This is a genomic window from Chloroflexus sp. MS-G (assembly GCF_000735195.1).
In the GTDB taxonomy this organism is placed as follows: domain Bacteria; phylum Chloroflexota; class Chloroflexia; order Chloroflexales; family Chloroflexaceae; genus Chloroflexus.
Genome location: NZ_JPIM01000018.1, coordinates 22,768 through 44,256, shown reverse-complemented (window position 1 = coordinate 44,256; position 21,489 = coordinate 22,768). Strand labels below are relative to the sequence as shown.

The following is a 21,489-nucleotide window of genomic DNA, read 5'->3' as shown; positions in this document are numbered from 1 at the left end:
GCGGCAATCGCTATAATGACGCGAGTCTTATCCGACATTACCTCAGGAGTCAACTATGAGTGTGCAGAGTACCCGCGGTCGCCGCGTAAAAGCTGCCAAACAGAACAACTTGCTCTATCTATACATTGCCGTAGGTGTTGTTGCGATGGTTGCCGTCGTCGGCCTTGTCATCTTTCTCAATCGCAACTCTAATGAGGTCAAAGCGCCAATGGCGCCAGTCGGACGCACAGCAGAGGGCTTCTATTACAAAGGCAATCCCGACGCTGCGGTAAAAGTGATTGCCTTTGAGGATTTTCAGTGTCCAGGATGTGCATATTTCTCGCGCAATCTGGCGCCAATTCTTGAACGTGATTATATTAACACCGGTCGGGTACAGTTTATCTTCCATGAATTGCCACTCACCAACATCCATCCCAACGCCGTTGCAGCGGCGGAAGCAGCACGATGTGCCGGTGATCAAGGCAAGTTCTGGGAGATGCACGATCAGCTTTTCAACAATCAGAGCCTCTGGGCGCAACTGAGTTCACCCCTTAATACATTCAGCGGCTATGCCGGCATCATCGGCATTAACCGGACAACATTTGAGGCATGTATGCAGGCCGGAACGCACCGTGAGGCAATCTTGACCGCAGCCAAAGATGCGGCTACCCTCGGTGTGCAGGCAACACCATCGTTTAGCGTGAACGGTCAGATTGTTGATTCGAGTCGGTTGTTCACTGCCATTGATGCGGCTTTGCGGGCAGCGGGGCGCTAAACATTCCCGCCACTGACGCAAACCAGGTTAGACGCCGATGGGCATCATAGGGTGCATTCAGCAATCGTCAGGGCGCATGCAACAAGATACGACCTATGGGCAGAGCGGTGCGCTACGAGTTAGAAGCGGTGAGTCCCCAACCTCTCCGTAAGGTGTAGAGAAGCTCAACTTCCCGTTCCGACGACGCGCTGCCAATCCTGTTGGCGCGCCAATCATGCTCGTTAGCGCAAGGCGGGATAGGGTTTACCCCTCCGCAAACGGGGGCTAGAGGTACAATGGTGCGCTTACACGTCAGCCGATGCTTTCCTGTCACGCGCTCCACAACGTGGGCCATAGACCCGCGCATCCAGTGACTAAGTCGGGTGTTATCGTGCGAGAGTGCATAATCTTCGTCGGTGGTATGCAGCTCGTGGTGTCAAGTCTTGACGCGCTGCTGCGACCAACCTATAATAGGTCGGCTTTTTCGATATTACGTTGAGGAGCACTCGACCGTGCAAAATCGTAATCTTTTATCGCTTCTGCTCATTATTAGTGCTACCGGACTGGCATTGGCCGTGAACTTTGCCCCGAACAATATCTTCTTGGGCCGCGATGTCAGCATCCGTCTTGGCCTCGATCTCCAAGGTGGCATACAGGTGTTGCTACGCTCAGCCGATCCTGATGCAACCGCCGATGAGATTGCCACTGCTGCTCGGGTGATTGAGCAGCGGGTCAACGCACTCGGTGTCGGCGAAACGGTTGTGCAGCAGGCTGGAAACAACCGGATCATTGTCGAGTTGCCGGGGGTTGCCAATCCCGAACAGGCAATTGAAACATTACGTGGGACTGGTCGGTTGGAATTTATCGACTCACAAGGTCAATATTTGGCTGAGGGTACCATCGTGCGCACCTCGAGTAGTCCGAATCCTCCCCAGTTAGCCGAGAGCGATACCGTTACCGATGTAACGAGCCTCGGCCCAATTTATCAGAGCATTACCGATGGCGCCGATCTCGATACCAGCGCCGTACAACCCACCTTTTCGCAGGGTGGTGCACTTGGTAGCCGACCGGCTGTCTCGTTTGCCTTCCGTGGCGAATCAGCAAGACGGTTAGCTTCATTTACTGCCGCAAATGTTGGGCGGCCAATGTGTATTGTGCTTGATAATGTGGTTGTCAGTTGTCCGGTGATTAACGCCGCGTTAACCGATGGTTCTGGAATTATTGAAGTAAGTACGGAAGCTGATCGTAATCGTATCTTCAATCAGTTGAAGTACGGTGCTCTGCCGGTTCCACTCGTGATCGAGACGAGCCGAACGGTGACGGCGACCCTGGGGCGAGAGAGTGTAGCAGCCAGTATTACAGCCGGAGTTGTTGGTCTGGCGGTGGTCGCAGCCTTTATGATTTTATTCTATCGGGGACCCGGCGTCGTTGCAACGGTTGCACTGATCATCTACACGATCATCAGTTTCGCGATTTACCGTCTGATCCCAATCACACTGACCCTGCCCGGTATTGCCGGCTTTATCCTCTCAATTGGTCTCGCCGTTGATGCCAATGTATTGATCTTTGCCCGCTTGCGCGAAGAGTACCGCCGTGGACGTGATATTCGCAGTGCACTCGAATTAGGTTTCGTTGAATCCTGGCCAGCCATCCGCGACTCAAGCGTTTCAACCTTGATCACGAGTATTGTGCTGTTTATGTTCGGCAACAGCTTCGGTGTCAGTTTGATCAAAGGCTTTGCGCTTACACTTGGTCTCGGCATTGTGATCAGTCTGTTCACTGCTGTTGTTGTCTCACGAACATTTCTACGTCTGCTCCTGCCGTTGTTTAGCGATGAACGTGCCTGGTGGTTTGGCGTGGATCGCCGTTCAGCAACACCAACTGCGCAGGCTGTCTCGTAGGTATTCAACGACATCGTTCACCTGTGATCGTGAATGGGAGTAACACCTGTATGGAACATCTTGTCCGCCGTCGCTATTGGTGGTTTACGTTTTCAATCCTGGTGATCTTGCCGGGCTTATATATGCTCTTCTTGCATCCTTTAGTCACTACCGGGCGATTTACTATCGGCCTGCGTCCAAGCATTGACTTTGCCGGTGGTGCATTGTGGGAATTGCGTTTTCCTGAGACCGCGCCTGAGCGTTTGAGCACTGATCGGATCGCAGCAGCGTTTGCCGCAGCGGGCTTCGAGAATGCACTGGTTCAGCTCAGCCCAACCCAAATTGACGGGAAAGCAGTAGCAGCCGCATTAGTACGCACCCGTCCACTTAGCGAGTCGGATCCCAACACCGAAATTGATGCCGTGATGAAGGCACTCTCTACCGAATTTGGCAACGTTAGTCGGGAACGACTGGAAAGTGTTGGACCAACCGTCAGTGCCGAATCAACCCGCAGTGCGATTATTGCCGTGCTCGGCGCGTCACTAATTATCTTGCTCTACCTGACTTGGGCCTTCCGCAAGGCACCGCACCCTGTCCGCTACGGCGTATGTGCCATTATCGCGATGCTGCACGACGTATTGGTAGTACTTGGGATTGCTGCCATTTTAGGCGCAACCATCGGCTTAGAGGTCGATGCGCTCTTCCTGACCGCTTTGCTAACAACCCTTAGCTTTTCGGTACACGATACCATTGTTGTGTTCGACCGCATTCGTGAGAACCTGCTGAATCGGCATCCGGCTGAAACCTTCGATGATATTGTCAACCATAGTCTGGTGCAGACTCTCCCACGGTCGATCAACACTCAGCTTACCACCTTCTTTACACTTACTGCCCTCTTGTTGTTTGGTGGTGATACTATCCGGAACTTTGTCTTGATGCTGCTCATCGGCCTCATCAGCGGGACCTACTCATCAATCTTCAATGCGGCTCAGCTTTTGGTCGTGTGGGAACATCGAGAATGGCGTCATTGGTTTAAGCGCGGTCGGCGCGATGAGACGGCTCCGGCAATGTAACCTGATCAATCAGGTCAAACCAGGTCACTGAAACCGTTAACACTGCCTGCCGTATCAACATCACAATTTGCTGTAAACCGGTACTCGTGATATAATCGCTCACAACGTTCGTATGCGGCGCCATAGTGCGTCGGCGAACTTCAGATGCTCATCGAGATGGGCTGAGGGACTGGCCCGATGACGCCCGGCAACCCCCTGCGGGGAAGGTGCCAAATCCAGCGGCAATTGCCGAAAGATGAGAGGAACGAAGTTTATCGGAGCCTCTCGCCGTGCGAGTGGCTCCATCTTAATTACGACGCCTATGGAACTCCGCACTGTCTGGTGGGAAGACAACGCCGTTTGTCTGATCGATCAGCGTAAATTACCGCACATTGTTGAAGTCGTGCGCTGCACCGACCTGGATGCAGTGGCCTTTGCCATTCGGAGCATGCAGGTACGCGGTGCACCGGCAATCGGCTGCACTGCTGCCTATGGGATGGCTTTGGTTGCCCAGCGTAGCAATGCGAATACGCCTGCTGCGTTGCTGACCGAATTAGAACAGGCTAAACGCACCCTTGATGCCCAGCGACCAACCGCTGTTAATCTAGCCTGGGCAACCAGCCGGATGGTGCGCCAGGCTCATGCGCTGTTGAACGAAGATGTCACCATGATGAAGACAGCGCTTCTGGCGGAGGCCGAAGCGATCTTTGCCGAGGATCTGGCAATGTGCCATGCCATCGGCGATCATGGCGCACCACTGATTCCACCACGCGGACATGTTCTCACTCATTGCAACGCCGGTGGCCTGGCTACCGCTGGTTATGGCACAGCCCTCGCCCCAATCCGCACGGCATTTGCGCAGGGTCGCCCTATTCACGTCTTTGTCGATGAGACGCGGCCCTTCTTGCAAGGAGCACGGCTGACAGCCTGGGAATTGCTCCAAGCCGGTATCCCCCAAACGTTGATTACTGACAATATGGCCGCCTTTATGATGCAGCGTGGTCAAATAGACTGTGTGATTGTTGGCGCCGACCGGATTGCAGCTAACGGTGATGTGGCAAATAAAATTGGCACGTATGGATTAGCGATTCTTGCCCGTTATCATAATATTCCGTTTTACGTTGCTGCCCCTTACTCTACCATTGATCTCAACACTGCCAGCGGTGCCGACATTCCTATCGAAGAGCGTGACCCCAACGAAGTAACCCGTATTGCCGGAGTTGCGATTGCTCCCGATGGTGTCCCTGCCGCGCATCCGGCGTTCGATGTCACGCCCCACGAATTGATTACGGCTATCATTACTGAACGGGGCGTTGTGCGTCCACCATTCGTGGCTGCACTGCGTCAGCTTGAGAGTAAGCAATGAGTGGGTTGGGTTCGCTTGTGCCGGCTTGTCAGCCACTCTTACGCGGTGGTCTTCCCCACACGAATCCGGGCGTGGTAGCCCAGTTCATTTGCCGGTACCTGCCACAGACGCCAGCCTGTCCGTTACCACCGCCGCGAACATTGGCCGATACGCCATTTGCGCTGGCAGCACAAGGGTTGCCAGGCCTTCAGATCGATGTCGAACGTGACCGGCTGACGGTCGAACAGGAAACTCTGGAGCGTGAGGCCAACCGGGTTAGTCTGGCCTACCTGCGCAGTGAGGCCCAATTTGCAGCGCTGAGCGGCCCGGCTGTGACGGTGTTGGACGAGCTGTTACGCCGCTTAAATGCCGAAGAACGGCAACCGCTTGTGTTGAAGTACGAAACGATTGGTCCGGTTAGTCTGAGTCTGGCGCTGACCGATGATCAAGAACGCCCGCTGGCCTATGAACCGGCATGGCGAGAGGTGTTACTCCAACTTTGTAGTTTACGAGTATGGTGGCATCACCAGCAGTTGCAGGGCTACGCCTCTCATCGGCTGGCAATGATTGAGGAACCCTTCCTTGATGCACTCTTGACTCCACTGTGTCCACTGACCTGGGAAGAGGGACTTGATCTGCTCAGTCGGTTTCTCGCCGATCTCCCTGCTCATTGTGGTCTGTTTCTGAGAGGTCGTGTACACTGGTCAGAACTTTTGCACCTGCCGGTGGATGTGATAGGCTTTCATGTGATCGAACAAATCGATCTCCTCCTGCACACTGCAACAGAGCTGGCCGAGTTTTTGACCGATGGTGGCTGTCTGGCTTGGGGAATCGTCCCAACTGAACCCAGAGTGCTGAACAGTGTCCAGGCTGCCGGGCTGTGCGATCAGGTTGTGCAGGCAATGCAACGGGTTGCAGCAGCTACTGGCCTGCCGATGACCTTGGTCCAACAGCAATCATTCCTCTCATTTACTGGCAGTTTAAGCTATATGAGTCCTGATCATGCCGAGCGAGCATTAGACCTTTGTCTCGAAACAGTACAGTTACTTCAACAGAATCTGGATTCGAGGACTACTTAGATAGGGCCTAACCTGTTGATTGCAGGCCAGGCAAGGAGAAAACACCGTGAAAATCGTGGTTACCGGGTCACTTGCATTTGATTACATTATGGATTTTCCTGGCTATTTTAAAGATTTTATGCTCACCGACAAAGCGCATATCATTTCAGTCAGTTTTCTGGTAGACTCGATGCGTAAATTGCGCGGTGGGGTGGCCGGGAATATCGCCTACAATCTCGCTCTGCTCGGTGAACGGCCCTTGATTGTTGGAGCAGCCGGTCACGATTTTGACGGATACCGGGCAATGCTCGAAGCATGTGGAGTTGATACCAGTGGAATTATGATCGTCGAGCACGAGTTTACTTCCTCGTGCTTTATTAATACCGATCAGGCAAATAACCAGATCGTTGCGTTCTATGCCGGAGCAATGGGGCACGATCATCACAATTCTCTTCTACATCGTGGTTTGACAGCCAACGATCTCGTGTTAATCTCGCCTACCAGTCCAGAGGCAATGCGCCGCTTTGCACTTGAGTGTCAGCAGATGGGTGTCCCCTATATCTTCGACCCCGGAAAGCAGACGCCGCGTCTTGATGCCGATCTACTGATGATTGGCATAAAAGGGGCACGTCTTTTGATCAGTAATGATTACGAGTTCGGGATGATGGCAAAGTGCCTCGGTATCAGTGAAGCGGAATTGATTGCCCAGGCTCCGATCACGGTTGTGACTCGCGGTAGCGAAGGATCACAGATATACGTTGCCGGTCAACTTGCTGCCACAATTCCAATCGCGCCGGTAAAAGAAGTACGCGATCCAACCGGCGCCGGTGATGCGTATTTGGCCGGTATTGCCTTTGGTCTGGCCCGGCAGTTACCGCTCGAAATCACCGGACGAATTGCGGCTCTTTGTGCAGCGTATGCAATTGAGGAGCGGGGTTGCCAGGAGCATCGCTTTACCTTGCAAGAATTCGCTCATCGCTACCGAACTGCGTTCGGTCACGATCTACCACTCGCCGCACTGTCACTTCAGGAGGCTGCATGAGGTGGGGTATCTTGAGCGCCGGTCGCATTGCCCGTCGCTTCGCCAACGCACTGGCTCATTCGTCAACAGAGCAGATTGTTGCCATTGCGGCACGCGATGCTGATCGTGCTGCTGCTTTCGCTAGCGAATTCGGCATTTCCCGTGCCTACGGTGATTACGCTGCATTACTCAACGATCCTGAAGTGGAGGCTGTTTACAACGCTCTACCGAATAGTCTGCACGCTCAATGGTCAATTGCCGCTTTGCAGGCCGGTAAACATGTCTTATGCGAAAAGCCAATGGCAACTTCCCTCGCCGATGGTCTGGCAATGGTAGCCGCTGCGCAGGCCAATCGTCGGCTCTTGATGGAAGCATTTATGTATCGCTTCCATCCCCAAACGATCACCGTCCAACAATTGTTGGCCGATGGTGTTATTGGGGAAGTGAAACAGGTGCGAGGGAGTTTTGCCTTTCTGCTTGATGATGCCACAAATATCCGCCTGAATGCTGAATTGGGTGGCGGTGCTCTGTACGATATAGGTTGCTATCCGCTGAGTTATGCACGAATGGCGTTTGGCGTTTGCCCACAGCAAGCTACGGCCTTCGTTGCCGGTGAAACGGTTGACCTGAGTGTGAGCGGCCTGCTCCGCTTTGCTGCCGATCATGGTGCAGTGGTGACGTGTAGTTTCCAGAACGCATGGAATCAGCGGGTGGAGATCATCGGTGATGCCGGTTGGATTCACCTTGACCGTCCGTTTAACCCGACCCCCGATCTGGCAACCACGGTTACGGTTGCGCGTGGTCGCAGGCATGTATTAGTAGAAACATTGACGATCCCGCCAGCCGATCAATTTCGCCTCGAAGCAGAAGGGTTCGCTGCTCTAGCAAACAGTACAGTCCCCATTCCTTCGGTCGGTGCGATGCCGTTAACCGAATCACTCGATAACCTGGCTACAATGGAAGCGCTACTGACGAGCGCTGTTACTGCATCTCATACGGTGATCCACAAGCCGACGATCACGCCGGAATGGCCGGTGGGAATGTCGCTTGTTCATTAGAAAAAGGAGAGAATACCCGCTATGACCGTAAGCTACGACATCAAAGATATTAACCTGGCCGAACAGGGTCGCAAGCGGATCGAATGGGCAGAAAAGGAGATGCCAGTTCTGCGCTTGATCCGCGAACGGTTTGCGCGCGAACGGCCCCTGGCCGGCTTGCGCATCAGCGCCTGTCTGCACGTAACCACTGAAACTGCCAATCTGATGCGTACCCTGGCTGCCGGCGGAGCCGATGTCGTCCTGGTTGCATCCAATCCGCTCAGCACACAGGATGACGTGGCCGCCGCATTAGTAGCCTACGAAGAGATTCCGGTCTTTGCGATCAAAGGCGAGAGCAACGACGTGTACTACCGCCACATCCGGGCGGCACTCGATCACAATCCACAACTGACGATGGACGACGGCGCCGATCTCGTGACCGGTGTACTAAAAGATCGGCCTGATCTGATTCCTCACATGGTTGGTAGTACTGAAGAGACAACGACCGGTGTTATTCGGCTGAAGGCCATGGCACGCGAGGGTGTTCTTCCCTTTCCGGTGATCGCCGTAAACGATAGCGATACCAAGCACATGTTTGATAATCGCTACGGCACGGGCCAGAGCACGCTCGATGGCATCATCCGCGCTACCAATATCTTGCTCGCCGGAAAGACGTTCGTTGTGGCCGGCTACGGTTGGTGCTCACGGGGAATCGCCGAACGCGCACGTGGCCTGGGCGCAAACGTTATTGTTACCGAGATTGATCCGGTGAAGGCCCTGGAAGCGGTTATGGATGGATTCCGCGTGATGCCGATGGAAGAGGCAGCGCGACAGGCTGATTTCATCGTTACCGCAACCGGAAACAAACATGTGATCGACAGCAACGCCTTCGCTGTTATGAAAGATGGCTGCGTGATCGCGAATAGCGGTCATTTCAATGTCGAAATCAACATCCCGGCGCTAGAGGCAATGAGTGTTGAGAAACGTCAGCCACGTGCGTTCGTCGAGCAATACATTCTGCGCGATGGACGAGCGATCAACTTGCTTGGCGAAGGCCGTCTAATCAATCTGGCCAGCGCCGAAGGGCATCCGAGCGCGGTTATGGATATGAGTTTTGCCAATCAGGCACTGGCCAGCGAATTCCTGCTGCGTAATCATGGAAAATTGCCGGTTGGCGTGCATGCACTGCCAAAAGAGTTGGATCGCGAGATCGCGTCGCTGAAACTGGCCGCGATGGGAATCCGCATCGATACACTGACCCCTGAACAGGAAGCGTATCTCAACTCGTGGCAAGAAGGTACGTAGTACTCACGTAGCAGGTGGCGTGAAACGTTTGATCATCACGCCACCTGTCCATGCTCACAGGTGCGGAGCCAACGGCGTATCAACGATTTACGAACCGATTTGGGCAAGTTTTAGACAATGACAGAGGTTGACTATGTCAAGCACCTTCATGAACTCGCCGCGCTTCTACTTCACCAGCGAAAGTGTGAGCGAAGGCCACCCTGACAAAATGTGCGATCAGATCAGTGACGCTATTCTTGATGCCTTTCTGAGCCACGATCCGAAGGCACGAGTTGCAGTAGAGACGGCGACAACGACGGGTTTGATCGTGGTATTAGGTGAAGTAACTTACGAACGTGGTTACATCCCAATTGAGGAGATCGTCCGACGCACGGTTAAAGAGATCGGTTACACCAGCGCCGACTATGGATTTGATGCAGATACATGCGGTGTGATGGTTGCGATCCATGGCCAATCTCCTGACATCGCCATGGGGGTCGATAAAGCGCTCGAAGCTAAGATCGGAGCAATGAACGATGATGTCGAAGCAGTCGGTGCTGGCGATCAAGGCATGATGTTCGGATTTGCCTGTGATGAAACCCCCGAACTCATGCCGGCCAGTATCGCGCTGGCCCATCGCCTGATCCGGCGTCTCGAACGAGTACGTAAAGACGGCACACTGCCGTATCTGCGGCCTGATGCAAAGTCGCAGGTTACTGTCGAGTACAGCTATGGCAAACCGGTGCGCGTCGACACTGTTCTGATCAGTAGTCAGCACGCACCGGATGTGACACAAGAGCAAATTCGCGCCGATCTGATTGAGCACGTGATCAAGACCGAGATTCCTGAGAACTGGCTTGACGCACAAACCAAGATATTCATTAATCCGACCGGACGGTTTGTGATCGGTGGGCCAATGGGTGATAGTGGTCTGACCGGACGCAAGATTATCGTTGATACTTACGGTGGGGTTGCCCGTCACGGTGGTGGTGCATTCAGCGGGAAAGACCCATCAAAGGTCGACCGTAGTGCGGCCTACGCCTGCCGCTGGGTGGCAAAGAACATTGTTGCTGCCGGTCTTGCCCGTCGGGTCGAGCTGCAAGTCAGCTACGCTATTGGCGTTGCCCGTCCATTGTCACTTAGCGTCGAGACCTTTGGCACCGCTACCGTACCAGATGAGGTCATTCTGAAAGCGGTGAACGAGGTGTTTGATCTTCGTCCAGGTGCCATCATCCGCGATCTCGACTTGCGTCGTCCGATTTACCGTAAGACGGCAGCCGGTGGTCATTTTGGCCGTACTGATATTGATCTGCCCTGGGAGCGTACCAATCGGGTGGAAGAGCTGCGTCGTGCCGCCGGTTTATAATGGGGATGAGACGATCCAGCGCATAGGGGCGGGACATAAACCCGCCCCTATTAATGTGCTATAAACTACATCTTGAACTCATGCCCAGTAATCGATACTATTACAGAGCATTACGTTCACACATCTGACCTTCTAGACACTGGAGCTAACGATATGCGACGGGTTGTGCACGTTTTCGCTGACTATGCTCTACTCACCATTGGTGCTTTGCTAAGCGCAACGGCGGTGCGCTTTTTTTTGGTGCCCAATCAAGTTGTGACCGGCGGAGTCACAGGTGTTGCGCAACTGCTCAACACCTTTGTTGGTACACCAGTTGGCATTGTGGTGCTGATTCTGAACATTCCACTCTTGATCGCGGGCTGGCGCTATTTGGGAGGGACTGTCTTTGGCATCCGAACCTTCTACACCGTCACAGTGATGTCACTCGCCATTGATGCTCTGGCATCATTCGCCCGGCCAATCACTAACGACCCGCTTCTCTATAGTCTATACGGCGGGGTCATTGACGGAGTCGGGATCGGGCTGGTTTTGCGGGCACGCGGGACGACCGGCGGCAGTGATATTCTGGCGCGCCTGATCGAACGGCGCTTTGGCGTACAACCCGGACGTAGTCTGCTCGGTTTCGATACGCTGGTCTTTACCGCAGCACTCTTTAGCTACGGCCCCGAGAAGATCATGTATGCGCTTCTGGTAGCATTTACCGCGAGTCGAGCAATCGATACCGTGTTGGCAGCCGGGAAGGGAGCACGTCAAGCCCTGATTATTACTTCGTCACCCGATCCGATCCGGCAGGCTGTCTTGCACCAGCTTGGACGAGGGATCACCCAACTCGAAGCCATCGGTGGTTATACCGGAGCCACACGAGCCGTGCTGCTCTGCGCAGTTGCTCGAACTGAAATCGGTGCATTGAAAAACCTGGTCAATACGATTGACCCCGCGGCATTTGTGATTATCGGTGAGGTTGAAGAGGTTCTGGGTGAGGGGTTTAGTCGATCAACGTAAGTTCAGCAACAACCAGCTATCGTAGGGCGGGCCAGAAACCCGCCCCTCCTATTCATAAAGCTGCCCGTTCCATCATCGCCGCTATGGCGGTGGCAAGGAGTGACATCTGACCACCCCCGCCTTGTGCCATGCGGGCATGACCACCACCACGTCCACCCAGCACTTTCATTCCTACTGCCAGAATTTCACGAGCATCGACAGCAGTATCACTGGCACAAGCCACTACTACCTGAGCGCGTTCGGTGCCGCCGGCAACAATGGCAATGCCACCCGGCAGTTCCGCGATGAAGCCGGCAATGGTACGTAGCCGTTCAAGGTCAGCATCGGGCAGCGTCGCTGTTACCACGCGCCGTCCATTGACAGGTGGTGTCTGAGCATACCACTGCGCAGCCCGTAACGCATCAAGTTCACGACGAGTTTGGGTCAATTCGCGTTGTAGCCCTTGGAGTGTCTCTTGTAGACGACTGACTGCCGCCGGTAATTCAGCCCATCCCACACTCAGAGCCGACGCGGCAGACCGGATCGCTCGATCGCGCTCGTGCAGAGCAGTGATCACCCGTCCACCACATAGAAATTCAACTCTGGTCATGCCACGTTGCCGTGACCAACCTGTCACAACAATCGCCCCAACCTCACCAGTGCGCGCCGGGTGTGTTCCGCCACAAGCCGAATGGTCGATGTTACCAATGCTAACGACACGCACAGAGTCACTGACCGTCGGCGGTTTGCGTAGTGGAATCTGTGTCAGCTCAGTCGGGCTAACGAAGCGAGCATAGATGGGCAGATTAGCCCAGACAGCTTGATTGGCCCAGGCTTCGGCAGCCTGAACCTGATCTTCATTCAGGTTGATGACATCGAGATCGATGGTAACGCTCCGCTCGCTCAGATGGAATGAAACCGTTACTGCCTGACACGTGGCAATAAATGCCGCCGTCAAAATATGTTGCCCACAGTGTTGCTGCATATGATCGAAGCGGCGTGCCCAGTTGATCTGACCGGTAACAGTTGTACCAAGAGCGGGGAGCGGTTCACTTGCAGAGAGAATATGCCAGACAACGCCGTTATCACTCTGCACATCAATAACTGACCAACGATGGTCAGATGCTGGAGCGACTTCCAGCCAACCCTGATCGGACGGCTGACCACCACCTGCCGGATAAAAGGCACTGCGATCAAGTGCGATAGCCGGTCGGCCAGCATGCTCGGCGATGGCAATCACCTGTGCGGTAAACGTGGTCAAGTAAGGATCATCGTAGTAAAGGCGAGTGGTTGCATCCATAGGTGAATATCGGTCGATAAGCGTAAGTCTTAGTTAAACACCTTAACCGGTCGCCAGTACGCACCGTCACGGTGGAGTAATGCAATAAGTTTGCCGGTGGGATCGTGGGCCCGCGCCCGCGTTGCGTCGAGGTTGCCAGCCGGAATAGCCATCCCGTTGCGTACTCTGCTCGCTTCCGCTGCGCTGAGTTGGAGCAGAGGCCAATCTGATAATACAATGTCAGGCGGAACGAGATGTCTGATCACCGATGCACGATCGGTCAACTCTGCAAGTGGAATGGCCTGTTCGAGCCGAAATGGTCCCACGAAAGTACGCTGCAACGCCGCGAGATGTCCACCACAACCCAGCGCGGTTCCAATATCGCGAGCCAGCGCACGAATGTAGACTCCTTTACCACATTCGACTGCGATCACGAGATCAGGTGGATCATACGACACGAGCATAAGCTGATCAATGCGTACCGGTCGCGCCGCTAACGTGATCTCAGCACCGGCCCGAGCTAAGGTGTATGCCCGCTGTCCGTCTACGTGGAGCGCCGAAAAGACCGGTGGTTGTTGAACAATCGTGCCACGGAATTGGGCCAACACGGCCTCAAGCTCGGCGACGGTGATGTCCGGTACCGGTCTGGTGACCATTGGCTCACCTTCACGATCATCGGTAGTCGTTTGCACGCCCAGCCGCACCACACCAAGGTACCCTTTCCTGGCATCGACCAACTGATCGATCAGGCGCGTCGCACTGCTAAGGGCAATCGGAAGCACACCTGTTGCCGATGGATCGAGTGTGCCGGCATGACCAACCTTCACCGTTTTGCCGACCAGTCGCCGGATGTGCGCTACTACATCGTGCGACGTGAAACCTGCGGGCTTATCGATAACCAGAAATCCAACCAACTCCGTCATAGATTGCTCTGCACAGCCTGGCGTAATACCGGTAAGACTTCAGCTACTGCTGCTTCGAGACTCATCGCCAGCGTTGCCCCTGCCGCCTGACGATGACCACCCCCTCCCCAGCGTTGAGCAACGGCGGCGACATCAATACTGGGAACCGAACGCAGACTAATCTTTACCGTACCATCGGGGCGTTCGCGAAAGAGCACACAGGCCCGCATCCCGGCCACTCGCTGCAAACGGGAGATTGTATCATCCGTTGCCGACTCATCGGCTTGTGCTGCACGTAACATCTCTTGCGAAACGATCGTCCAGAAGATACCATCTTCATGCTGCAACTGCGACATCGCCATACCGGTTAAGCGCAATGTCGAAGGCGGGATCGAGAAAAAAACGGCATCGACCACACGCTGCTTATCGGCACCTGCTTCGAGCAGCGCAGCCGCACGGCGGAATGTCGCCGGCGCTACACTTGGAATTTGAAATCCCTGCGTATCGGTAAGGATGCCCAGATACAAACAGGTTGCCGCTGCAGGCGAAACAGGCCAGGCGAGAGCGGTGAACAGATCAAATAACACCTCTGCACACGCAGCAGCTTGTGGCTGGATGACACTCACCGCACCGCCGCCATCATTTGTTGCGTGGTGATCGACGATAATGAGCGGTTTGGAACGGAGGAACGCCTCATGCTCATCATAAATCAAGCCGGCACGTGAGAGATGAGCTACATCGACCATCCAAATCAGATCACACTCCGGAAGTGGTGAACCTGACTGGTAAACCTGAAGATCGGCAAAGCCGGGTAAGACCGTACAATAATCAATTGGCGCAGAGGGAGCCAGAGCGATAACATCTTTGCCAAGTTCACGCAACACATGCACGGTAGCCAGCATTGACCCGATGGCGTCACCATCTGGGTTAACATGGCTCAAGACAAGAATCCGTTGCGCCTGGGCCACTATGCTGCGGATCGGTTCAACCGCTTGCAGAGGCTGAGTCAAAATCATAGTCCTCCTGTCGCAATGGGAGCGGCTGGCAGCACAATTCGATAGACAGAATGACCAGCGCGCTTCTTTATCTCTTTGAGACGTAGATTATGTCGCGGGCCAAGACGAGGGATCAGATGATTGAGACCGCTTACGACGACAAACCAGTATTCCCCACCAGGTCGCAGATGACGTAATGGTGCCAGAACAAATTCGTGTTCGATGGCGTAGTCGCCGATTTTAGCCGGAATGTTCGAGACGATCAAGTCGTAAGGGCCAGGAGGGGCATCGCTCAGGCCAACGCTCCCAAGGACTGTAACATTCGATGTTGCGTTCAGAACTGCATTGTGGCGAGCGTATCGTACTGCCAGCAGATCTTTATCAACCAGCGTCACTTCCGCTTGCGGAAAACGACGGGCCAGGCAGATGCCGATCACACCACAGCCACAACCGAGATCGAGAATCCGCTGTGGATCAGGCGATGACGGTTCAATCAGACGCAAAAGGAGATCGGTACCTTCATCGACCTGAAACGATGAAAAGATCGTATGCCCAACATCGAATAGAAACTGCTGACCGCGCAGTGTATACATAATCCGCTTCTTGTAATACGGATCGAAGGGAGCGTCATTGCTGTTCATCATCAATCTTTGGTGGATTGATCAGCCGTTCTTGCTGAATTGCACGGAACACTTCATCAATATGCATGGTGTAATCGAGCGACGTATCCTGAATGAGGTGAAGTTCGGGAATAAACCGCATATATCCCATCTCTTCAGCAATTCGCTTCCGCAAAAAGCCACGTGCTCGCTGTAAAACTGCCATTGTCGCCTCACGTTCTTCCGGCGAACCCATCACCGAAATACGAACCTTTGCGTGCTGAAGATCGGCACTCACTTCGACTCCGGTCACTGTGGCAAAACCAACGCGCGGATCTTTCAATTCTTTCTGTATCACTTCGCCGAGAATACGTTGCATCGTATCGGCAACTTGTTGTAATCGTTGTTTTGCCATAGGGTTACTCGCTTTCTTTACTTTATGACCTGTGAAACAGGCGTCAACGCCTGATGTGAAGAGAAAGGAGGTAATCAAGGACTCGCAACATCGTTGCACACCCCGCAGGGCAGGTTTACAAACCAACCCAGACGGGGTATGCAACGTTCAGAGTACAGGCACAACGTTAAACGCACAACAGTCGTACCAGAGCTTAGAGTGACGCTGCGACCGTCTCCTGACGATAGAACTCCAGCGCATCACCGATCTCAATATCGTTAAAGCCTTCAACAATCAGACCACACTCATAGCCAGCCGTCACCTCACGCACATCGTCCTTAAAGCGTTTCAGTGACGAAATCTTACCATCGTGGATCACCACACCACGGCGCAAGACGCGCACATTCTGACCGGTGCGTGTCACTTTACCATCGGTCACATAGACACCGGCCACGACCTCGCGGGTTGGTAATCGGAACGTATTGCGCACCTCGGCATAGCCTTCAACCACCTCTTTAACGGTTGGCGCCAGCATACCGGCCATTGCCTTCTTCAAATCATCTTGCAACTGATAGATGATGTTGTAGAAGCGAATATCAACCCCATGCTGCTCGGCATGACGACGGGCGGCCGGATCGGGGCGGGCATTGAAACCGATGATGATCGCATGACTGGCCAGGGCAAGATTGACATCTCCCTCGGTAATAGCGCCAACCCCACGGTGGATGATCCGGGTCTGCACCGCCTGCTGAGACTGGTTCAACTGCTCGATCAGGTGTGCAATAGCATCAAGCGATCCTTGCACATCAGCTTTCAGGATCAAGTTCAGTTCTTTCACCTGTCCCTGTTTCACCTTACCAAACAGCTCTTCGAGGCTGGTGCCACGAACCGTCGCGGCCATCGCTTCAGCTCGCTGCTGCCGCTGACGCTGCAAGGCAATTTCACGTGCCACGACCAGATCGTCCATCACCTGCAAAATGTCACCGGCCTGCGGTACACCTTCTAGGCCAACAATTTCCACCGGTGTTGAAGGTTCAGCATTGCGGAGGCGTTTGCCGCTATCGCTAAACATCGACTTAATCTTACCGGCGACACACCCGACCAGCACATTATCCTCAAGATGAAGGGTTCCGTTCTGGATCAGCACCGTTGCGACCGGCCCACGGCTCTTGTCAAGCTTTGCTTCGATGATAGTGCCGACTGCCGGAGCATTCGGATTAGCGCGCAGGTCTTCAAGATCGGCTACCAGCAAGATCATCTCCAACAGGCCATCGATATTGATTTTCTGGCGTGCCGAAACATGCACGCAAGGCACATTTCCACCGTACTCTTCAACAATCACACCAACATTTGCCAACTGCTGCTTGATCCGATCAGGGTTAGCCGTCGGTAGATCAATTTTATTAATCGCTACGATCATAGGCACCCCGGCGGCTTTCACGTGGGCAATCGCCTCTTCGGTCTGCGGTTTTACGCCATCATCAGCCGCAACCACCAGCACCACAATATCAGTCACCTGGGCGCCACGAGCACGCATAGCGGTAAACGCCTCGTGTCCTGGTGTATCGAGAAAGGTGATCTTCCGATGATTAACCTCAACCTGGTACGCACCGATATGCTGTGTAATGCCACCGGCCTCACCTTCAGCCACCCGTGTCGAGCGAATCGCATCGAGCAGCTTTGTCTTGCCGTGGTCAACGTGACCCATAATCGTCACTACCGGCGGTCGCGGACGCATCTCTTCGGGGGGTTGCGCTTTCAAAACTTCTTTGATGTTTTCAACAATACCCGCCATTCGTTCGGGTACAATTTCAGTCGTCTCAACTCCAAAATCGGCCATGATCAGCGCCGCCGTCTCGTAGTCGATCTGCTGGTTGATATTGGCCAGTATTCCTCCTTTGAGCATCGCCTTCAGAATATCGGCAGCACCAATCCCAGTGGCTTCAGAGAGTTCACGTACCGTCATCACGGGTGGTAAAGCTACTGGCCCACGAGGACGAACCACCGGTCGCGGTGTTGCTGGCGTTGGTGGACGGCGCAACACATGATCGCGCTCACGTTCTTCAGGTTGTTGACGGCCACGGGCCGACTGTGCATTCTGATTACGGCCACGGGCATTGTTGCTCCCGCGTCCAGCCGCTGGGGTTGGAGCACCGCGAGCAGGTGGTGTCGTTGTGTTACGGGCATTCGCCGCTCCACCGGTTTTTCCGGCGCCGGTAGCCGGTGTACTGCGCTGAGCTACCGGCGTGGTTTGATTACGACCAGATGTCGCAGGCCGGCCACTTCCGGTAGACTGATTCCCTGCCGAACGACCGGTACCTGACGACGCATTCGGATTGCGTCCGGTACTGGTATTAGGTGAGCCGGTAGCGACACGATTATTGCCTGCCTGGCCGGTGCTGCGTCCGGTACCCGTTCCCGTACTTCCTGTATCACGTCGTGGTTTATCGCTCATCGTCATCATCCTTTCTGAGGAGAGCAACCTGGAAAGATTGATCTCCCTCACTATTCAGGTACAGGTACGTCAACGGCGCCGATAGCAGCAATTGAGCCAGTTGCAGACCGACATCGGTCAATTACATTGCTGATGGTCTATTACGTACAGCGAGCCATCGCTAACGTGCATGGGCGACAGGCTACTCGGCTACCGTTGACTCCCTCTCCTGAAGGAACTGCTGTCCTCTTGCTTCGATTGCTGCCCGATCCTCGGGATGCAACGCCGCAATCTTCAACGCCCGCTCAATCGCATTGCGGCGCAAGGCCTGGCTCCAGCAGGCAGGATTGTGGCACAAATATGCACCACGTCCGGGCTGCTTGCCAGTTGGATCGATAGAAACACGCCCATCAGCACGACGCACCAGACGAATCAATGCTCGCTTGGCATCACTTTGTCGGCAGACGATACACATCCGTTGTGGTACGTGCCGTGGGCGTGGCCCACCGGTCTTGAGGTTGGCCGCCATGAGCTTACTCCTCATCGGGCGATGCCTGTCCACCTTCCTGCAAGATATAAGAAGCGAACAGGCGATCATTGTAGTAAATAAAAATCATCTGCGATGTAGCGCGCACGTGCACCGTTTCACCAATCAGATCATTTCCGAGCGGGCCGTAGCGATGACCACGATAGCGAATAGTGCCGTCTGGTTGCACAATCCGTGTTTCAACCGGAGCCATCGCCAGTTCAGCCTCAATCGCCATCTGTTCAGCTTCAGCTTCGGCCCGTGCCTCAGCCGCCGCCCGTTCCTCTTCGAGCAAGGCGGAAGCACTCTTGATATCGATCTTCCAGCCCGTCAACTTAGCTGCCAGACGCACATTCTGCCCTTCCTTACCGATTGCGAGCGACAACTGCTTATCGGGCACAATAACCAGGGCAGTGTGTTCGTGATCGTTCAGATGCACTTCAACCACCTGTGCCGGTGAGAGGGCGTTGGCAATGTATTCTCGTGGATCAGATGACCATTGCACCACATCGATCTTCTCGCCATTCAGCTCATTCACGATGTTCTGAATGCGAATGCCACGCATGCCAACACACGAACCGACCGGATCAATCCCCTCTTGTCGAGCAACAACAGCGACCTTCGTGCGCAAACCCGGCTCGCGAGCAATGGACTTGATCTCAACGACGCCGTTGTAAATTTCGGGCACCTCCATCTCGAACAGACGGAGGATCAGATTCTTGTGCGCCCGTGAGGCGATCAAGCGTGGACCACGTTCATCTTTTTTAACCTCCATCAGGTAGACCTTCAGGCGCTGCCCGTGATAATACCGATCGTTGGCAACCTGCTCTTTAGGTGGAATAATTGCCTCGGCCTTCCCCAATTCGAGGATGACATTGCCGCGCGGACCGTTGTTCCGCTGCACCGTGGCCGTCAACAACTCACCTTCGCGATCTTCAAACTCGCTATAGATGTAGTTGCGCTCGATCTCTTTGATTCCTTGCAACACAACTTGTTTGGCTGTTTGCGCAGCAATTCGACCAAAATCGCGTGGCGTTGTCTCGACCAAGACCGCTTCACCGATTTGAGCATCGGGCTTAATGCGCCGAGCCGATTCGAGATCAATCTCAAATCGCTCATCATAGACCTCATCGACGACCTGTTTTTCAGCGTACACCCGTGCCACACCACTGATCGGATCTAGCTTCACAACGACCTCAACGGCCGGCGGATTGGGGCCTAACAAGCGCCGGTAGGCGCTTACCAGCGCTTTCTCCATCACCTCAATAATGGCTTCTTTTGGAATACCGCGCTCAGATGCAATTTGAGCAATCGCTGCGTAAAAATCGCTTTTCATCGCTATAACTCGCCTGACAATAAGAAAAGTGGGTATGACCCACTTTCCACCCGAACAACGCAGACTGCTGCGCCAAACCACTGCCTATTGACAGCGGAAGCGGCTTATTAGCGGTACTCACAGACGGTTCATCGCGCTTCCCTGAACGGCCTGATGAGACTGTCGCTCATCTCGACAGCAGCGAGTGTCAAGCAGGCGGTTGCACATACCCACGGTTCATGCAACCTTACTCCACAAGTCAAGTATATCACCTCTGATCTGCTTTTGCAAACGTTTCTTGAACGAATTTTCGCTGCCTGATCGAACGAATGTTTGTATCGTCACGTCGTTCATCACGAAGATGTGGTATAATGAGCAGATGAGCGGCGAGCGAATGAGCAAACGCATGCGCCAACCGTTGTATGTAACTGATGCATTGGCTGTCGGCTATACTGCAATCCACCGTCAGCCTTTCATTTTGCTCTTCTCGATTGGGTTGAGCGTCTATCTCTGGCTCGGTCGTGCAATTGGGCTGGCATTGCCACCCAATGATGTGCAGGGTATCGTCGCCCAATGGCTCGGTACCCTCCACGCGATAGATGCACGGACATTATTGCTTATTACCAATATGATCCCTTTTCTGGCGCCAGGGCCGGCAGCTATGCTGCCGCCACCGATCTATCTCCCGGTTGCCCAATTTGTTAGCGCGGTTGTTATTCTTAATCTGATAGCACTAAGCTTAAGTAGCAGTTTCATGGTTCTCTTGCGCCAGATGCTGCTAAATGAACGGCCTGCGTGGAAGATTACGCTGATACGTAGCCTGACGGTTGCCTACCGTCTGGCAGGCCTTTTCGGGATTGTCGGTGGTGTACTTGGGCCACTGTTAGGATTAAGTGTGTTGATCGGGTTCTATATTCCTGCAACAATACCGTTCATCTATAATGGATGGATTTTGCTGGGCATTTTTGGCCTGATAGGATTTGGTCTGACACCAGAGATTATCACCTTACACAATGAACGACCGGTCGCGGCACTGCGCAAAAGCTGGCAACTTGCTCGCCAGCGCTGGTTTGCAATCGCTACCTTTCTAGCCGTCTGTGCCGTTGTCGAGGTCGGATTTGCCCAAATCTGGCATGCACTGGCAACACAGCCGGGTTTGCTGGCGCTGGCCATTATTGGGAACGCCTACATCGGTAGCGGTCTCCGTGCCGCTCGCCTGCAATTTTATCGCGCCCACGCTGCGACAGTTGCTTTGTCGTAGTCGGCGCCACAAACGTGTTGGACGACG

At 54.2% G+C, this 21,489-nt stretch carries 20 protein-coding genes and 1 riboswitch; of the genes, 11 read left to right on the top strand and 9 right to left on the bottom strand.

From position 1 onward, the window contains the following. Positions 1–55 precede the first annotated feature (55 nt). From JE47_RS0105185 to secF, 3 genes are all read left to right on the top strand, one after another. Complete coding sequence (locus JE47_RS0105185; protein WP_031458730.1) at positions 56–754, top strand: DsbA family protein; 699 nt, start codon at positions 56–58, stop codon at positions 752–754. A gap of 491 nt (positions 755–1,245) precedes the next feature. Then, complete coding sequence (gene secD / locus JE47_RS0105180; protein ID WP_031458729.1) at positions 1,246–2,634, top strand: protein translocase subunit SecD; 1,389 nt, start codon at positions 1,246–1,248, stop codon at positions 2,632–2,634. Between the two features lie 50 nt (positions 2,635–2,684). Further along, positions 2,685–3,686: a protein translocase subunit SecF gene (gene secF / locus JE47_RS0105175; protein WP_031458728.1), complete on the top strand. Its 1,002-nt coding sequence runs from the start codon at positions 2,685–2,687 to the stop codon at positions 3,684–3,686. Here the strand turns inward: secF and JE47_RS21765 are convergent. Then, positions 3,646–3,789, bottom strand: coding sequence for a hypothetical protein (locus JE47_RS21765; RefSeq protein WP_160173275.1), 144 nt, complete (start codon positions 3,787–3,789; stop codon positions 3,646–3,648). The two genes, secF and JE47_RS21765, sit on opposite strands and share 41 nt — an antisense overlap. A 42-nt stretch (positions 3,790–3,831) precedes the next feature. Then, positions 3,832–3,928, top strand: a riboswitch (SAM riboswitch). Positions 3,929–3,987: 59 nt separating this feature from the next. Between JE47_RS21765 and mtnA the strand changes: the two genes are divergently transcribed. From mtnA to JE47_RS0105135, 7 genes are all read left to right on the top strand, one after another. After that, positions 3,988–5,031 (top strand): S-methyl-5-thioribose-1-phosphate isomerase, encoded by a 1,044-nt coding sequence (mtnA, locus tag JE47_RS0105165; RefSeq protein ID WP_031458727.1) that lies wholly within the window; start codon positions 3,988–3,990, stop codon positions 5,029–5,031. Then, positions 5,028–6,089, top strand: coding sequence for a hypothetical protein (locus JE47_RS0105160; protein WP_031458726.1), 1,062 nt, complete (start codon positions 5,028–5,030; stop codon positions 6,087–6,089). The genes mtnA and JE47_RS0105160 overlap by 4 nt, the downstream gene beginning before the upstream one ends. Before the next feature lie 46 nt (positions 6,090–6,135). Continuing rightward, the gene (locus JE47_RS0105155; RefSeq protein ID WP_031458725.1) at positions 6,136–7,110 is read left to right on the top strand and encodes a carbohydrate kinase family protein; all 975 of its coding nucleotides are present in this window, start codon (positions 6,136–6,138) and stop codon (positions 7,108–7,110) included. After that, positions 7,107–8,147 carry a Gfo/Idh/MocA family protein gene (locus JE47_RS0105150; RefSeq protein ID WP_031458724.1) on the top strand — a complete coding sequence of 347 codons (1,041 nt, stop codon included), beginning with the start codon at positions 7,107–7,109 and terminating at the stop codon, positions 8,145–8,147. Before JE47_RS0105155 ends, JE47_RS0105150 begins: the two co-directional genes overlap by 4 nt. A 21-nt stretch (positions 8,148–8,168) precedes the next feature. Beyond that, positions 8,169–9,431: an adenosylhomocysteinase gene (gene ahcY / locus JE47_RS0105145; protein ID WP_031458723.1), complete on the top strand. Its 1,263-nt coding sequence runs from the start codon at positions 8,169–8,171 to the stop codon at positions 9,429–9,431. A 133-nt stretch (positions 9,432–9,564) separates the two neighbouring features. Then, entirely contained in the window at positions 9,565–10,776 is a 1,212-nt protein-coding gene (gene metK / locus JE47_RS0105140) for a methionine adenosyltransferase (RefSeq protein WP_031458722.1), read from the top strand. A gap of 153 nt (positions 10,777–10,929) precedes the next feature. Further along, positions 10,930–11,778, top strand: coding sequence for a YitT family protein (locus JE47_RS0105135; protein ID WP_031458721.1), 849 nt, complete (start codon positions 10,930–10,932; stop codon positions 11,776–11,778). A gap of 52 nt (positions 11,779–11,830) precedes the next feature. Here the strand turns inward: JE47_RS0105135 and JE47_RS0105130 are convergent, their stop codons facing one another. From JE47_RS0105130 to nusA, 8 genes are all read right to left on the bottom strand, one after another. Further along, complete coding sequence (locus JE47_RS0105130) at positions 11,831–13,057, bottom strand: alanyl-tRNA editing protein (RefSeq protein WP_031458720.1); 1,227 nt, start codon at positions 13,055–13,057, stop codon at positions 11,831–11,833. Positions 13,058–13,086: 29 nt separating this feature from the next. After that, the gene (gene truB / locus JE47_RS0105125) at positions 13,087–13,959 is read right to left on the bottom strand and encodes a tRNA pseudouridine(55) synthase TruB (RefSeq protein ID WP_031458719.1); all 873 of its coding nucleotides are present in this window, start codon (positions 13,957–13,959) and stop codon (positions 13,087–13,089) included. After that, complete coding sequence (locus tag JE47_RS0105120) at positions 13,956–14,954, bottom strand: DHH family phosphoesterase (protein WP_031458718.1); 999 nt, start codon at positions 14,952–14,954, stop codon at positions 13,956–13,958. Before JE47_RS0105120 ends, truB begins: the two co-directional genes overlap by 4 nt. Continuing rightward, a complete protein-coding gene (locus JE47_RS0105115; RefSeq protein WP_031458717.1) occupies positions 14,951–15,574 on the bottom strand; it encodes a class I SAM-dependent methyltransferase in 624 nt (207 codons plus the stop codon). The genes JE47_RS0105120 and JE47_RS0105115 overlap by 4 nt, the downstream gene beginning before the upstream one ends. After that, positions 15,561–15,947: a 30S ribosome-binding factor RbfA gene (gene rbfA, locus JE47_RS0105110; RefSeq protein WP_031458716.1), complete on the bottom strand. Its 387-nt coding sequence runs from the start codon at positions 15,945–15,947 to the stop codon at positions 15,561–15,563. Before rbfA ends, JE47_RS0105115 begins: the two co-directional genes overlap by 14 nt. A gap of 193 nt (positions 15,948–16,140) precedes the next feature. Next, entirely contained in the window at positions 16,141–18,381 is a 2,241-nt protein-coding gene (gene infB, locus JE47_RS0105105) for a translation initiation factor IF-2 (RefSeq protein ID WP_031458715.1), read from the bottom strand. A gap of 181 nt (positions 18,382–18,562) precedes the next feature. Then, complete coding sequence (gene rnpM, locus JE47_RS0105100; RefSeq protein ID WP_031458714.1) at positions 18,563–18,889, bottom strand: RNase P modulator RnpM; 327 nt, start codon at positions 18,887–18,889, stop codon at positions 18,563–18,565. 4 nt (positions 18,890–18,893) lie between these two features. After that, the gene (gene nusA, locus JE47_RS0105095) at positions 18,894–20,222 is read right to left on the bottom strand and encodes a transcription termination factor NusA (RefSeq protein ID WP_031458713.1); all 1,329 of its coding nucleotides are present in this window, start codon (positions 20,220–20,222) and stop codon (positions 18,894–18,896) included. A 385-nt stretch (positions 20,223–20,607) separates the two neighbouring features. Here nusA and JE47_RS0105090 point away from each other — a divergent pair, with 385 nt between their 5' ends. Beyond that, positions 20,608–21,462 (top strand): hypothetical protein, encoded by an 855-nt coding sequence (locus JE47_RS0105090; protein WP_031458712.1) that lies wholly within the window; start codon positions 20,608–20,610, stop codon positions 21,460–21,462. Positions 21,463–21,489: the final 27 nt, after the last annotated feature.

Excerpts from the sequence above, each read along its gene's own strand:
- JE47_RS0105185 (WP_031458730.1), top strand. The coding sequence starts at position 56 with ATGAGTGTGCAGAGTACCCGCGGTCGCCGCGTAAAAGCTGCCAAACAG.
- secF (WP_031458728.1), top strand. The coding sequence starts at position 2,685 with ATGGAACATCTTGTCCGCCGTCGCTATTGGTGGTTTACGTTTTCAATC.
- mtnA (WP_031458727.1), top strand. The coding sequence starts at position 3,988 with ATGGAACTCCGCACTGTCTGGTGGGAAGACAACGCCGTTTGTCTGATC.
- JE47_RS0105160 (WP_031458726.1), top strand. The coding sequence starts at position 5,028 with ATGAGTGGGTTGGGTTCGCTTGTGCCGGCTTGTCAGCCACTCTTACGC.
- JE47_RS0105150 (WP_031458724.1), top strand. The coding sequence starts at position 7,107 with ATGAGGTGGGGTATCTTGAGCGCCGGTCGCATTGCCCGTCGCTTCGCC.
- ahcY (WP_031458723.1), top strand. The coding sequence starts at position 8,169 with ATGACCGTAAGCTACGACATCAAAGATATTAACCTGGCCGAACAGGGT.
- metK (WP_031458722.1), top strand. The coding sequence starts at position 9,565 with ATGTCAAGCACCTTCATGAACTCGCCGCGCTTCTACTTCACCAGCGAA.
- JE47_RS0105135 (WP_031458721.1), top strand. The coding sequence starts at position 10,930 with ATGCGACGGGTTGTGCACGTTTTCGCTGACTATGCTCTACTCACCATT.
- JE47_RS0105130 (WP_031458720.1), bottom strand. The coding sequence starts at position 13,057 with ATGGATGCAACCACTCGCCTTTACTACGATGATCCTTACTTGACCACG.
- truB (WP_031458719.1), bottom strand. The coding sequence starts at position 13,959 with ATGACGGAGTTGGTTGGATTTCTGGTTATCGATAAGCCCGCAGGTTTC.
- JE47_RS0105120 (WP_031458718.1), bottom strand. The coding sequence starts at position 14,954 with ATGATTTTGACTCAGCCTCTGCAAGCGGTTGAACCGATCCGCAGCATA.
- JE47_RS0105115 (WP_031458717.1), bottom strand. The coding sequence starts at position 15,574 with ATGAACAGCAATGACGCTCCCTTCGATCCGTATTACAAGAAGCGGATT.
- rbfA (WP_031458716.1), bottom strand. The coding sequence starts at position 15,947 with ATGGCAAAACAACGATTACAACAAGTTGCCGATACGATGCAACGTATT.
- infB (WP_031458715.1), bottom strand. The coding sequence starts at position 18,381 with ATGAGCGATAAACCACGACGTGATACAGGAAGTACGGGAACGGGTACC.
- rnpM (WP_031458714.1), bottom strand. The coding sequence starts at position 18,889 with ATGGCGGCCAACCTCAAGACCGGTGGGCCACGCCCACGGCACGTACCA.
- nusA (WP_031458713.1), bottom strand. The coding sequence starts at position 20,222 with ATGAAAAGCGATTTTTACGCAGCGATTGCTCAAATTGCATCTGAGCGC.
- JE47_RS0105090 (WP_031458712.1), top strand. The coding sequence starts at position 20,608 with ATGCGCCAACCGTTGTATGTAACTGATGCATTGGCTGTCGGCTATACT.